Source organism: Sphingobacterium griseoflavum (assembly GCF_014653155.1).
Classification (GTDB): domain Bacteria; phylum Bacteroidota; class Bacteroidia; order Sphingobacteriales; family Sphingobacteriaceae; genus Sphingobacterium; species Sphingobacterium griseoflavum.
Genome location: NZ_BNAF01000011.1, coordinates 88,495 through 101,154 on the forward strand (window position 1 = coordinate 88,495; position 12,660 = coordinate 101,154).

The window sequence follows — 12,660 nt, forward strand, 5'->3', positions numbered from 1 at the left end:
CCACACATAGGCAAACGTTAGTCCGATTCATCAACGATAGCATCAAGGAGCGCTGTGTTTGCCGATAGTGTCGAATAATCCAACCCCTCCTCCAAGGTTAAGCAGGCCACATGTGCCGTCTTTAAATTGATATAGTCGTCGGCAATGTAATCAACCAAATCGGAGAGCCCCGGATTATGTCCGAACAACAATACGCGATCATATTGTGCTGGTATATCATTTAGTCGTTTTAAGATTAAGAGATAATGGGCCTCATAGATGGATGGCTCCCACATGATCCTGTCTTCTGGATAACCGAGCGTGCGTGCAAAGATTAGGGCGGTTTGGGCTGCACGGTTGGCCGTGGAGGAAATAATTAAGGTACGCTCATCCACAAGGGAGATTTTCTTCTTTATCTTTTCTGATACCAATTGAGATCGTGCAATCCCTTTTTCTACGAGATCACGGCTGAAATCATCTTTTCTAAAAGAAGGATCTTCTGCTTTGCCATGCCGAATGATGTAGAGTGATTTTGTTTCCATAGCTAAATATAAGGAGGTGCGCGATGTAATCCTAAATTTTAAAAGTTTCAATGGATGACCGTGTTCTGTTCCTGTGGTAGAATTGCGTTTAGATCATTGAAACTTCTTTACGCCGAGTGCTTTTAGCCACCGAAACCCCTTCGCTGATTTTATTCGTTTTAGCTGAGCTGAGGTTTCTTCATGCTGTTGGTAATCAGCTAAAAATAACGGGAATTCCTTTTCCAGATATCGTCTTCTTTCAGCAAAAATCGCCGACATATTCTCTTGTATCGAACTCATCCCTTCCATATTAAAGTTGGAAATGACTTGCGCAATGTGCTTTGTTTTAACATGCTGCTTGACGATAGTGTTCATGAAAAACACCCAATCTGCAGCAATTTTGTAGCTCTGATCGTAGTATCCAAAATCAGCAAACAGCTGTCTTTTTATAAAGGTCGCAGGGTGGCCCAATGATGCTTTATGAAGGAAATCGAACGTAAGTATCGCCGGATAATTGTAAACGTGAGGCCGTTCTTTTTCTTCGAAAAATAGATCTCCATAAATGATATCGAAGTGGTCTAGTTCACCTATTATTTTTTCTAGGGTGGTTTTTTCGTGTAAACGATCGCCACTGTTTAAAAATAAGATATAATCCCCTGCAGTAATTTTAATTCCTTTGTTCATCGCGTCGTAGACGCCCGCGTCTTTCTCACAGATTAATTTATCGATTCTTTTTGTTGTCTTTGCTATTTCTTGACTGCCATCATCGGATAATCCATCTACAACGATATACTCAAAATCCTGATAAGTTTGGCTTACAATTGAATCGAAGGTGGCTGTTAAACCTTCATGGTTATTCAAATTAATAGTTACTATAGATAGCTTCACTTTTGCACATTAAATTATTGAAAAAGAATAGCTAAAAATACGATCTTTTGATAGATTTTTGATAATTTTAAACTTAATTATTATTGTTGATTGTAGATGGTTAAAGATGTGTTTCCGTTGGTTAGCGTTGTCGTACCGTGTTTTAATGCTGAAAGCACAATTATCGAAACGCTGGACTCAATATTATTGCAAGATTATCGTAATATTGAAATTATTATAGTTAACGATGGGTCAACAGATAGTAGCTTAGATTTGATTAATGCTTTCGCAGCTAGAGGAACTAACGTCAATGTGATTGCTCAAGCTAATTTTGGACAATCTAGGGCAAGGAATGTCGGTATGCATGCGGCTAAGGGGGAGTATATCATGTTTTTGGATGCTGATGACCTGCTTGCTACTACCTATGTCTCCGAATGTGTAGAGGTGTTTCGACAGCGACCTGAAGTTTTGTTGGTATATAGCGATATGGAGTTATTTGAACGGGAAACCGGTGTTTTTCATTTAGACGCATTTAACTTAAGACAGTTTTTGATTAGGAATTGCATCCCATCATTTTGTATGTGTCGGACGAAGCAAATTAGGGATCTTGGGGGCTTTGATGAAGCCATGGAATGCAACGAAGATTGGGAATGTTGGATAAGAATGATCGCCAACTACTCGCCGGACGTCTTTAAAATTCCGAAACCATTATATTTTTATCGTAAGAGAAATACCTTGGATTCTGTAACTGACCGGAGCGTAAGACAAGATAAAGTCGATGATTCCTTTATTTATGTTTATCATAAACATTACAGGTTTTACAAGCAAAATAAACTAAGTATCTCCGATTTTTTCGCCCTTGTAATTGATAATGGTTTTTGGAAAGCGCGCTACTATAACGTCTGGTTCAGACGCTTTTTTTATAAGCTTTTTAAAAAATCAAAATACGAGGCTATAGAAGCCAATACATCTTTTTTTCATGTAAGACGTGATGGAAAGTAGAAAGCGTAAAGTTCTGTTGTTGGCGCTGCGAGATTGGAATTTGTTTGACCTTATTGTTTCTAATCTAGAGATGTCCGGATATGATGTGACGCTCGTGCTTAATCAGGGGTACAAGTTTAGTTATAAAAATTTGGGACAAAGACTAAAAAATCTGTATCGAAAAGTTTTTTTTAACGATAGATCTTACAAGCTAGAGCTTCGCAAAAAGTTTGATAAAAGTCGGCAACTCTCCTTTATTAATCAGCAGGATGCATTTGATTTTTGTTTAGTCATCAGGGCAGATTTGTTTGATAGCGAAGTGTTGAATGCCGCAAAACAACGTTCTGTACAATTTGCATCATACCATTATGATGGGATCGCTACCAACAAAAAAGTTTTGGACGTAGTTCATCTGTTTGATCGTTTCTACGTGTTCGACGTAGAAGATACCGTGCGTTTTCCGGATTACAATCTACAGCTTGCAAATAATTTCTATTTTGACCACATTAATCTGGAACAGAAAAAGTACATTGGAGCAAAGCCCTTGTTCTTTTTTCTTGGAACTTATTATCCAAGTAGAATCGATACGTTGATGAAATGTTACGACAAATTGGTGAGCATGAAATTCGATGTAAGATTCGAATTGTTTTTTAATGTCGAAGATAAACATTACAAGGATGAAGTGTATCGAGCGAACATAGTTTATTTAGATAAAGTTCTTCCCTACACCGATTATTTGCAGAAAGCGAACAAGTCGGATGTTTTGTTAGACTTCGTGATTTCAGAACATAAAGGGCTTTCTTTCCGTATTTTTGAAGGGTTGTATTTTAAGAAAAAGGTGGTGACTACAAATAGCAGCGTTCGTGATATGGATTTCTATCATGAGAATAATTACTTCGTACTGGAGAATGATAATTATGCTGAGTTGATTTCATTTTTGGAAACCCCGTATGTAGAAATAGCTCCGGAAATTTCAGAGAAATATAGCTTCAGTAGTTGGTTTCGAAAGATTTTCGAATTTGATATGAGTTAAGGAGAACGGAGTTACTCCTCTACAATATTTTCCAGTCGACTCAATATTAAAGACCAGTTGTAATTTTGAACTATGTAATCGACACAGCGTGCACCTAACTCTTTTTTTTGTTCATGGGTGAGTTTCAACAAACGATCTAATTTTTGGGTGAAATCCTTTTCACTGGTATAGTATGCAGAAGCAAAGCCGCTATTTATGCAATGCTGTTTTAATACCTCGGATTTTCCATTTACGAGCGACGGCTTCCCCAGCTGCATGGTCTCCAGCAGAAGCAGTGATAAGCTTTCCCTATCTGAAGGATTAACAACAAGTTGGGAATGTTGTATGAGAGCAGTTTTTTCAGACTCTGTGACGAATCCAGTGTATATAATGTCCGGATGATCTACTTTATCCATAAATAGACCACCTGTCAGGACCAACTTAACAGGGTCTGCACTTATTCGCTTAAAATTTAAAAACCATTGCAGCAGATTACCAATTTTTTCCTTAGCGATTCGACCAAAATAAAGGATATAACGCTCAGGCAATTTAAATTTTTGACTAATTGTTTCGTAGGTAACCGGCGGAATAAGATCTGTCCCTACAGCTAAAATACTATTGTTTACCATTTTTTTTCCAAAAATATCGCGACATAATTGCCGTTCTGCCTCTGTGTTAAAAGCGATATGATTGATCGTGGTAAAAATATGCGTAAGATAAGAACGGAAAAAATCACCTTCATTGTGCGCCGTGGGAATCAAAACACATTTTTGGGCGATAGCGGCATTGATAAAGAAAAAATTAGGATTCGGATAGGAAAGTAGAAAAAAGGCTTTATAATGATGTTCGTTTTCTATGGCAAACTTTATTAATTCTTTAGAAAACAATCCGTGCGATTTCAATACCTTCAACTCGTCTTTCAGTGCAAATGTGAATCTTGGAAAGATGTTGGCAAGATGTTTCAGGATTCCCGCTTTGTAAAGAAATCGCCGTATTTTCCTACCCCATCGGCTTTTTTTGTAAGCCTCATCGAATGCAGCAGGATTAAAATCTTGGGTTTTGAATCGTCTTACAGTGACATTATCAATTACTGTGCTTCCTTCGGCATAGAACGGATTAAAGGATGTGTAGTTATCCGTAGTGGATGTTAAGACTTCGACTTGATAGCGGGAGGCCGCTTTTTCAGCAAGCATCTTGCAGTGTTTTTCTGCTCCACCGTTTACCTCATCACCGTAAAGTCCTACGACAAAGCAAATTTTATCCATGCTGTCTTATAAAATCTTTAGATCCCTACCACCTCATGAAAGCCAGGGGTTCGGTGCCACATCTTATTATCTACCGTTTCCCTGTAAATCATTTCATTGGGTTTGAAATTCGATCGCGAGGAAAGCGGATGGAAGATATGGTAGCCGATAGCGGCCCATTTTAAGCGTTTTTTCTTTATTCCAGAGTTGATCAAGCGTTCCGCGAATTCGTAGTCTTCCCATCCCCATCCAGTAAAGCCGTTGAAATAGCCGTTTATGCGGACATAGTCATCCAACCAAAAAGCCAAGTTACAGCCTTTTACATTGTGGGAGCTATAGGGGTTGGTCTTAAAGATGCCGGAAAACAGCGGAAAACGAATGGCATTAAATCGGGTGGTCATGCCGTTGGTTAGGCAGGAAAAAGACATCTTTTTATCGCGAAGCGTTTTTTCCGAGAGTTGTTCTCCGATCATGGCGCGGCTTCCCTGCACAAAAAAGCCTCTTTCTGCAGATGCTATGTGATCCTTAATAAAATGTTTATGCAAGATGATGTCGCCATCGATTTCGATGATATAATCGGTTTTACAAACCTTCAAGGCTTTATTTAAAATCAACGTTTTTTGAAAGCCGTTATCTTCATGCCACACATGTTCTATCGGGAGATCTCGACGGAAACCTGCAATCAACGCTGCGGTACGTTGGTCGGAACCATCATCGGCGATAACAATTTGGTCGGGCAATACACTTTGTTTTGCTACACTTAAGAGCACCAATTCGAGTGCCTCTGGCCAATTGTATGTGGATATAATCAGACTTACAGTCATATATTGTTCTACCTTTGTTTTCTTCTCCTACTATAACGGTGGCGATCACAAAAACGTTACACTTTTTACAAAAATAAGTAAAATCTCTGAGTTATGAACTTTTCGAACCGATCAAAAGGCTATTAAATAGGCATGAGCGAGCTAATGAACCCTTATCGCCTGCGAGATTAGGCTAGTGGATCTTTAACGCTAATCTATGCTTTCGTTCTTCTCTTTTTAACGATAGAAATGTTTCGTGAACACTAAGACTTTGTAAATAACAGAGCTGAAAGCCTCGTTTTCCATCCAAAATACCCAAGTCAATAATGTATGCTTTAAAGAATCGGAACAATACCTTCGCGAAATGGATAAAAGCGAAATACACTTCATTTTTGAGGTGTCGTTCTTGTCCCTTAAGCATGCCATAGTGAATCATTTTGTTACGGTAAGAGGCGTAATCGGCGAAAGAATAATGATGAATTTTGTGTTTTAAAATGCCTATCGAGCCGTTTACCACCAATGTTTCGTGAACTTTCTTTTTACCATCGTACATGGCTTTGCTCCGTCTGAACAAACGGAAGTTCTTATCATTTTGCGTGCCCGAAAAGCGTATTTTCTCGCCACAGAAATAGAATAGCCGATACATATAATAGGCATCTTTTGCAGCTGGATTGTTAATGGTTCTGCAGATTTCTTGAACAGACAGCGGTGTAAGTCGTTCGTCGGCGTCGAGAAAGATGATCCAATCGTTTGTGGCATAGGAAAGCGCAAGATTACGTTGCTTCGTGAAATCTTCGAAATGGTGCTGATATACGCTTACTTTCGGCATCGTCAGCGCAATCTGTACCGTCTCGTCGGTGCTGTAGGAGTCTACAATGATGATCTCATCAGCAAAATTCAGACATGCTATCGCATAGCGAATATTACTCGCCTCATTATAGGTAATGATTAGTGCCGTCAGTTTTTGGTCCACGTGCAATGCCTGTTAAGTTGACTATCCCTCGGTTACAGCAAGTTTTCTGTCGCCGCCAAACCGATTATAAAAATCCAACTGCGGCGATCCGTTCACTTCGTATAGAAAGGTTCCGCAAAAGTATAATTTTTATATCATTGGTATGTATCCCAAATGTAAAATATATTTTGAATATTTCACAGCGAAGTTATGCTAAAAGCGTAAACTATCGAAACTGGGGAAATGGCAATTTTTAACTTTTAGCTTGCCGTAATCCCGTATATTTGGAAATATTTAGCAGCACCATAGCTTACATGAATTTTAAACGGTACTTTTTGCGTAACAAAAACAATAAGTTCTTGTATTACGTCCGTGCAATATTTCGCAACATCATACCCTACAGCCTTGCTAGCAAGCGGCTCAAACATTTGTTAAAAACAGGTTTGGACAGCGAGGAGCTTGACATTCAGGATCGTGTCAACTATTATAATAAATTAGAGGAACCGCAACCCCTCTCTTCGGCAGCAATTACCATTGGGGCCTACAAAATGCCAAAGCGAATTAAAGTGTATTATTTTGATAGCAAGGAATACCTGCGTTTTTTCGATCCAGCCCTACGGTTTGAGCTGCTACCCGGCGATGTAACGCATATCCCTTCCGTTCCTACACTTGTTAAAAGTAGGCCCATTATCGGGGATAATAAAAATGCGGTACTGCTCAATCTGGATAAATCAAGGCATTTCAATTTTGTAAACGATACGGTGCAATTTGCGGATAAGGCGGATCGTTTAGTGGGGCGCAGCGGTTTCAGTCAACAGCACCGCCAGCGATTTTTTGATAGGTATGTCGGGCATCCGCTCTGCGATCTGGCAAAGGCCACGAAATCTTCGCATCCCGATTTTAAAAGTATTGCGCAGCATCTGCATTATAAATTTATTTTGGCATTGGAAGGTAACGACGTAGCAACCAACCTGAAGTGGATTATGTCGTCCAATTCCATCGCTGTCATGCCAGTGCCTACCTATGAAACCTGGTTTATGGAGGGGCGGCTGCTTCCGGATGTACATTATATCTGCATCAAGCATGATTATAGTGATTTGGAAGAAAAATTAACGTATTACATCACGCATCCGGAGGCTGCGCTGCAGATCGTCAAACAGGCAAATGCTTATGTAAGGCAATTCCAAGACAACAGACGGGAGGATATCATTTCGCTACGCGTCTTGGAGAAATATTTTAGGTTAACTAATTGATTGAAATGGCTATACCGAAGGTGATTTACCAAACATTCAAGACGAACAAGATCCCATGGCTGACTCGGTTTTATATTTGGCGTTTTTTAAAAAACAACAAAGGGTATCGGCATGTTTTCTTCGATGATGAGCAGGTCGAGACTTTCATGAAGCAATCCTTCGATGCGCGAACCTATCGCGCTTATTGCCGTCTGCAGATTGGCGCCGCAAAAGCGGATTTTTTCCGATATGCAATTTTGTACAAGCATGGTGGTATTTACCTGGATTTGGATAGCGATCTGATCGGCAAGCTGGATGACGCTTTGCTTCCTACTGACGTGGCGGTAATTGCGCACGAAGGGAATTTTCAGCAGTTTTTCTCACAATGGGCTTTGATCTACGATAAAGGGCATCCCTTTATGGAGGAGACCATTCGGCTAATGATCGAAAACATTGAACAGAACAAATATCCGCATGATGTGCATGCCATGACTGGCCCCACTGTTTATGCCCAGGCTATCAGAAACGTGTTAGCGCGTCAGCCCGATGTGGCGTATCGTGTTTTTGAGGATGATTACAAAGGATTGATGCAATTCAAATATAAGCTGGGGAAGATATTGATCTACGGTGATCGATCCAAACATTGGAAGAAGCTACAGCACGTCATTCCAGTTGTTCGTCCCGACGACCATCAGGTTGATAACAAGGATTTATAGCAGGATATCCATTGTTGCGCCAATATGTCGTCGTTGAATTGCTGGGCATAAGCGATCCCCTTCTCGATCATGTGTTGCTGCATACTGCTGGACGATAGTACCGAAGTTATGGCATAGCGGAGTTCTTCGATATCCTCGGGGTCGATGAAATAAGAAAAAGGACCTGCGGCTTCCGGAAAGACGCCAGCATGGGTCGTGATTACCGGTGTGCCTGCGTACAACGCCTCAATGATGGGAATGCCGAAGCCCTCATAGGTGGAGGGGTAAACGAAGAGTTTCGCCATGTGGTAGATCGCGGCCAAGTCGTCCATGCTTTGTACCTTCCGAAACAAGACTTGCTGTTCCAGTTTACGTTCGGCTACATACTGCTTGATTTCCTCTGCATAGGCTGTTTCTTTTCCGATAATCACCAGGGGGATATCCAATGTTTCCATTGCTTTAACAATCTGAAACGCATTTTTTCGCGGTTCGACAGAGCCCACGTTCAGGACGAAATCCTGCGGCAAGTTGTAGACGGCTTTGATGCGTTTCAGGTCGTCGCTGGTTTTATCGACTTTGAAAGCGGGATGACAGCCTTGATAGATCACATCAACCTGTTTGTCCGCAAGCTTGAAAAAGTGCATCAGATCCAATTTGGTTTGCTTGCTGATGGCGACGACTTTGTCGGCATGTTCGGCAGCATGTCTAAATTTTTTGCCGTAGATGAAACGGTCTATGGGCTTGTACAGTTCAGGATAGCGCAAAAAAATCAAGTCATGGATCGTGACCACAGATTTGATGCCTTGCTTGGCAAGGTTCAGCGGTATTTCGCCTGATAGCCCATGAAAAATTTCGATGTCGTCTTTCTGTAGATCCGAAACAATGCCGCGGCTACGCCACAGGGAAGGTAGGAGGGAATAGAGTGTGCCCTCTTTTGGATAACGGATCTCAAAACCTACCGCGTTATGGTGAGCGGGATTTTTCGTCGTATACAGGTTGTAGTCGTTCTCTGGATGATGCGTTTTTAATATCCGAAGCAGATCGCGGCTATAATTGCCCAAACCAGAGGTGTTCTGAAAATATCGCTTCGCATCATACCCTATATGCATGTTCTGTTCGGTGAGATAGTGAATTGTAAAATTGAAAATAAATATTGATAAAACCTGCCGTTTTGTTTAACACTTTGGGCGTTTGTCTTGTTTTCACGATCAGCTCGTGGCCTGCTTCAATTTGTCGATGACCATGGCTGGTGTAACCAGATCAATGGCTTCTACACCGTTGCATAGGCACGATTTGTTTCCATAGATCGAACTTGGTCGATTAGGGTGTTCTACTTGGATGCAATCTGCGATGGATTGTCCATAGCCCAAAAATCCAGCATAGGGATGTGTGGCCCCCCAGATAGATAGACATCTGATCCCTACCAAAGAGGCCATGTGCATACCAGAGGAATCCATGCTTAATACCAGATCGAGGTTGCTGATCAAGTCCAACTCGCTCTGGACACCAAGAGTGCCAATGGTACTGTGTACATGGGCAAAACGTTTGCTCCAGTCGGCAGCGGTTTCCTGTTCTTGCCGACCACCGCCAAAGATGTAAAAATTGTAATTCGGAAAGTTCGCGAACACCAACTCCCAATTGGACAATTTCCACACTTTATAGGGGTGCTGGGCAAAAGGTGCTACACCAATGTTGTGCCGTGCCGTTGCATGGATCGGTATGTAGTCCGCGGGCAGCGGTCTATCTTTCTTCTTTAGGGTATTATCCAATTTTAGGCTGAAGCCCAAATGGCGAAACACATCGGCATAGCGCTCTATCGTGGGGCGTAGAGGTGTAAAAACCTTGTTTCTACGGCGTATTAGATCTTTCTTGTGCTGCCTACCCTTATTTAAAATTGCTAAACGATAACCCCCAGTCTTGAAAAAGAGTGTGAGGATTTTTGAGCGGATGTTATTGTGCAGATCGGCCACGTAATCGATCTTGTATTTTTTTAGTTCCTGAAAAAGACGCCATAGACCTTTGGGGCCCTTGTGCTCTTCCTCCGGAAATATGGGGTGGAAGGTGAGATTAGGGATGTCGTCGAAGAAAGGTGCGAAATGCAGTCTGCTAACCATAATAATCTCCAGCCCACGGTGTTGTGCCTGCAGCTCGCGCAGAAGGGAGGCCACCATGGCAACATCGCCCATGGCCGAAAAGCGTGTGACCAACACCCGAACTTTCTTCATTGATTTACGTTATTTTTTCTGGCTGTACAAAACAGGATTTAAGGAAGGATCGTTGTACATTTTCATCTGTTTGTACACCTTCATGTATTTGTTTCCCTCTGCAATATCAATCAGCAGTTCGTCGATACTTTGCGAGAGGTCTTTGCGCTGCTCCAAAAGCACGGCCAACTTTGTATGGCAGGCTTGGATATGTGTTTCGTCGGCATCGGCACGTAATGTCTCCTGTTCCATGTGGTAGATCTTCAACGCCAAGATGGATAACCGGTCAATAGCCCAGGCCGGACTCTCCGTGTTGATACGCGCTTCCGGTTTTGGATCCACCTGTGCAAACAATTGCAGGTAGTAACTGTCAATGTATTCGACGGTGTCCGTTCGTACTTGGTTGGATTCGTCGATGCGCCGCTTCCAATACAAGCCGTCTTTCGGATCGATACCAGGCTCCCGAACAACATCCTCCATATGCCATTGCACTGTGTCTATCCAGCACTTCAGGTAGAGTAGATGTTTCAGGCTGCTGCGTTCGTATGGGTTTTCCAAGGGATGGTCGATCCGATCAAACTGATGGTATCGATCAATAGCTTGCTGAAATATCGTATTGGCAATTTCGCTGATCATAGGCGCAAAGATAATAATAAATTCAATTGTCCGGCAAAAGATCGTTGGCTGTACTAGTTGTTTAAAGGAGCAGATCTAATAGCAGCTGAGGAAACAACCCCAACAATAAAACCAAAAAAACCAATCCATAGCCGACCGACAGCAATAGGCCTGCAGACGAGGATTGCAGGTGCTTAAAATCGTCTTCCTTTCTGATAAATGCATATAGCGGAATCCGAAAATAAAAGAACAGCGATATGACGGCGGTTAGTGCGCCAACAACGAGTAAAAGCAGCACACTAGTATCTTGGCCATCCTGATAGCTATCGAATACTGCCGAAAAGACCATGAGTTTGCCTATAAATCCAATGGTTGGCGGAAGTCCTATAAGGGACACCGCGACGATGGTAAATGCCGAAAACAGCAGGGGCAATTTCCGTCCTAGCCCCATGTAAGAACGCAGGGTCGTCGATCCGGTCCGTTGCTCAAGATGATCAATAAAGATAAATGTCGCGAGGTTCATCAGGACGTAGGCCACCAAATAGAAAAACAGATAGCGGAAGGTATCTTGGTAGGCAAAAATAGCCATCATCAAGAAACCCGTATGCGCAATGGAAGAGTAGGCCATTAGTCGTTTTACGTCCTTTTGCCGCAACGCGGCAAGGTTCCCGATCAACATGCTGGCCAACGCGACAACCACGATGATCCAGGTAGCAAGTTCCGAAAAATAAAAGGAGGTGGACGACCAAGCTTGATAAACTCGGGTAAACAGGATGATTGCACCGACCTTCGGAACAGTGGACAGAAAAGCGGTGATGGCTGTTGGCGATCCTTGATACACATCTGGGCTCCAAAGGTGGAGCGGCACAAAGCTGAGCTTGAAGCCTATTCCAACGCATACAAAAAGGATTGATAAGGTTACCAATGGCTCGGATGCGGTCATTAAGCCCTGCAGGTGTTGTGCAGATTTAAAATCGAGATTGCCGGTAAGCCCATACATCAGCGACAAACCGTATAACATGACCGCCGCACAAACGGATCCAAACAAAGCATACTTCATGGCCGCTTCCGATTGGGCCTTGTTTTGGGAGAAGTAGCCCACCAACAGATAAGATGCGATAGAAACCATTTCTATACCGATAAAAGCGAGAAGCCAGCTACTGGTGCTACACAGCACATGCATACCCAATGTAGCCGCCAATAGCATGCTGTAGATGTCACCGTTCTGCTGCCTTGTATGGCGTTGCTGTATGAAGAAGGCGATAAGAAGTGTAGCGGTAGATATCAGTATACGGGCGTAGGTGCCCAGCTTGTCGACCAACCACATGCCTGAAAAACCTGTGGTGGCGCTGATCGGAACCTGCAAAAAGAGACAATAAATGGTGGCACCTAAGCTGAGCGCCGTAACGGTAAACGTTACGTTCTTCAAACGTTGTTCAGCAAAAAGCGCGGTCGCAATCGCACAAATGAAACCTGCAGTAAGGCAAAACTCGGGCTTGAAAAGCGGAAGAGATGCTAGGATTTGATCGAGTATGGCGGTAATGGGAACGTTCAC

The 12,660-nt window shown here is 42.4% G+C and carries 13 protein-coding genes; 4 read left to right on the top strand and 9 right to left on the bottom strand.

The annotated features are described in order from the left end of the window. Window positions 1-17: 17 nt before the first annotated feature. Window positions 18-521: a SixA phosphatase family protein gene (locus IE165_RS14565; protein WP_189627375.1), complete on the bottom strand. Its 504-nt coding sequence runs from the start codon at window positions 519-521 to the stop codon at window positions 18-20. 93 nt (window positions 522-614) lie between these two features. Next, window positions 615-1,388 carry a glycosyltransferase family 2 protein gene (locus IE165_RS14570; protein ID WP_189627376.1) on the bottom strand — a complete coding sequence of 258 codons (774 nt, stop codon included), beginning with the start codon at window positions 1,386-1,388 and terminating at the stop codon, window positions 615-617. Between the two features lie 96 nt (window positions 1,389-1,484). On the opposite strand from IE165_RS14570, the gene IE165_RS14575 reads away from it, so the two are divergent. Together IE165_RS14575 and IE165_RS14580 are read left to right on the top strand one after the other, a co-directional pair. Then, complete coding sequence (locus IE165_RS14575; protein ID WP_189627377.1) at window positions 1,485-2,369, top strand: glycosyltransferase; 885 nt, start codon at window positions 1,485-1,487, stop codon at window positions 2,367-2,369. Beyond that, on the top strand, window positions 2,359-3,381 hold the full coding sequence (locus IE165_RS14580; protein WP_189627378.1) for a WaaS/CpsH family glycosyltransferase: 1,023 nt from the start codon (window positions 2,359-2,361) through the stop codon (window positions 3,379-3,381). Before IE165_RS14575 ends, IE165_RS14580 begins: the two co-directional genes overlap by 11 nt. Window positions 3,382-3,392: 11 nt before the next feature. Here the strand turns inward: IE165_RS14580 and IE165_RS14585 are convergent, their stop codons facing one another. From IE165_RS14585 to IE165_RS14595, 3 genes are all read right to left on the bottom strand, one after another. After that, window positions 3,393-4,625, bottom strand: a complete 1,233-nt coding sequence (locus tag IE165_RS14585) for a glycosyltransferase (RefSeq protein ID WP_189627379.1) — start codon at window positions 4,623-4,625, stop codon at window positions 3,393-3,395. 17 nt (window positions 4,626-4,642) lie between these two features. Beyond that, window positions 4,643-5,428 (bottom strand): glycosyltransferase family 2 protein, encoded by a 786-nt coding sequence (locus tag IE165_RS14590; protein WP_189627380.1) that lies wholly within the window; start codon window positions 5,426-5,428, stop codon window positions 4,643-4,645. A 172-nt stretch (window positions 5,429-5,600) separates the two neighbouring features. Next, window positions 5,601-6,380, bottom strand: a complete 780-nt coding sequence (locus IE165_RS14595) for a glycosyltransferase family 2 protein (RefSeq protein WP_229826574.1) — start codon at window positions 6,378-6,380, stop codon at window positions 5,601-5,603. A gap of 293 nt (window positions 6,381-6,673) precedes the next feature. Between IE165_RS14595 and IE165_RS14600 the strand changes: the two genes are divergently transcribed. Both IE165_RS14600 and IE165_RS14605 read left to right on the top strand, forming a co-directional pair. Continuing rightward, complete coding sequence (locus IE165_RS14600) at window positions 6,674-7,612, top strand: glycosyl transferase family 90 (protein WP_189627382.1); 939 nt, start codon at window positions 6,674-6,676, stop codon at window positions 7,610-7,612. A 5-nt stretch (window positions 7,613-7,617) separates the two neighbouring features. Further along, window positions 7,618-8,307 carry a glycosyltransferase family 32 protein gene (locus IE165_RS14605; RefSeq protein WP_189627383.1) on the top strand — a complete coding sequence of 230 codons (690 nt, stop codon included), beginning with the start codon at window positions 7,618-7,620 and terminating at the stop codon, window positions 8,305-8,307. Here IE165_RS14605 and IE165_RS14610 read toward each other — a convergent pair. From IE165_RS14610 to IE165_RS14625, 4 genes are all read right to left on the bottom strand, one after another. Next, the gene (locus tag IE165_RS14610) at window positions 8,283-9,395 is read right to left on the bottom strand and encodes a glycosyltransferase family 4 protein (RefSeq protein WP_189627384.1); all 1,113 of its coding nucleotides are present in this window, start codon (window positions 9,393-9,395) and stop codon (window positions 8,283-8,285) included. The genes IE165_RS14605 and IE165_RS14610 overlap by 25 nt on opposite strands. 99 nt (window positions 9,396-9,494) lie before the next feature. Then, a complete protein-coding gene (locus IE165_RS14615) occupies window positions 9,495-10,511 on the bottom strand; it encodes a glycosyltransferase family 9 protein (protein WP_189627385.1) in 1,017 nt (338 codons plus the stop codon). Window positions 10,512-10,520: 9 nt separating this feature from the next. Further along, the gene (locus IE165_RS14620; RefSeq protein ID WP_189627386.1) at window positions 10,521-11,126 is read right to left on the bottom strand and encodes a DUF4254 domain-containing protein; all 606 of its coding nucleotides are present in this window, start codon (window positions 11,124-11,126) and stop codon (window positions 10,521-10,523) included. A 61-nt stretch (window positions 11,127-11,187) separates the two neighbouring features. Beyond that, window positions 11,188-12,660 carry an NADH-quinone oxidoreductase subunit N gene (locus tag IE165_RS14625; RefSeq protein WP_189627387.1) on the bottom strand — a complete coding sequence of 491 codons (1,473 nt, stop codon included), beginning with the start codon at window positions 12,658-12,660 and terminating at the stop codon, window positions 11,188-11,190.

Coding starts and splice junctions, on each gene's coding strand:
- IE165_RS14590 (WP_189627380.1), bottom strand. CDS start 5,428: ATGACTGTAAGTCTGATTATATCCACATACAATTGGCCAGAGGCACTC.
- IE165_RS14610 (WP_189627384.1), bottom strand. CDS start 9,395: ATGCATATAGGGTATGATGCGAAGCGATATTTTCAGAACACCTCTGGT.
- IE165_RS14580 (WP_189627378.1), top strand. CDS start 2,359: ATGGAAAGTAGAAAGCGTAAAGTTCTGTTGTTGGCGCTGCGAGATTGG.
- IE165_RS14605 (WP_189627383.1), top strand. CDS start 7,618: ATGGCTATACCGAAGGTGATTTACCAAACATTCAAGACGAACAAGATC.
- IE165_RS14620 (WP_189627386.1), bottom strand. CDS start 11,126: ATGATCAGCGAAATTGCCAATACGATATTTCAGCAAGCTATTGATCGA.
- IE165_RS14565 (WP_189627375.1), bottom strand. CDS start 521: ATGGAAACAAAATCACTCTACATCATTCGGCATGGCAAAGCAGAAGAT.
- IE165_RS14600 (WP_189627382.1), top strand. CDS start 6,674: ATGAATTTTAAACGGTACTTTTTGCGTAACAAAAACAATAAGTTCTTG.
- IE165_RS14585 (WP_189627379.1), bottom strand. CDS start 4,625: ATGGATAAAATTTGCTTTGTCGTAGGACTTTACGGTGATGAGGTAAAC.
- IE165_RS14575 (WP_189627377.1), top strand. CDS start 1,485: ATGGTTAAAGATGTGTTTCCGTTGGTTAGCGTTGTCGTACCGTGTTTT.
- IE165_RS14615 (WP_189627385.1), bottom strand. CDS start 10,511: ATGAAGAAAGTTCGGGTGTTGGTCACACGCTTTTCGGCCATGGGCGAT.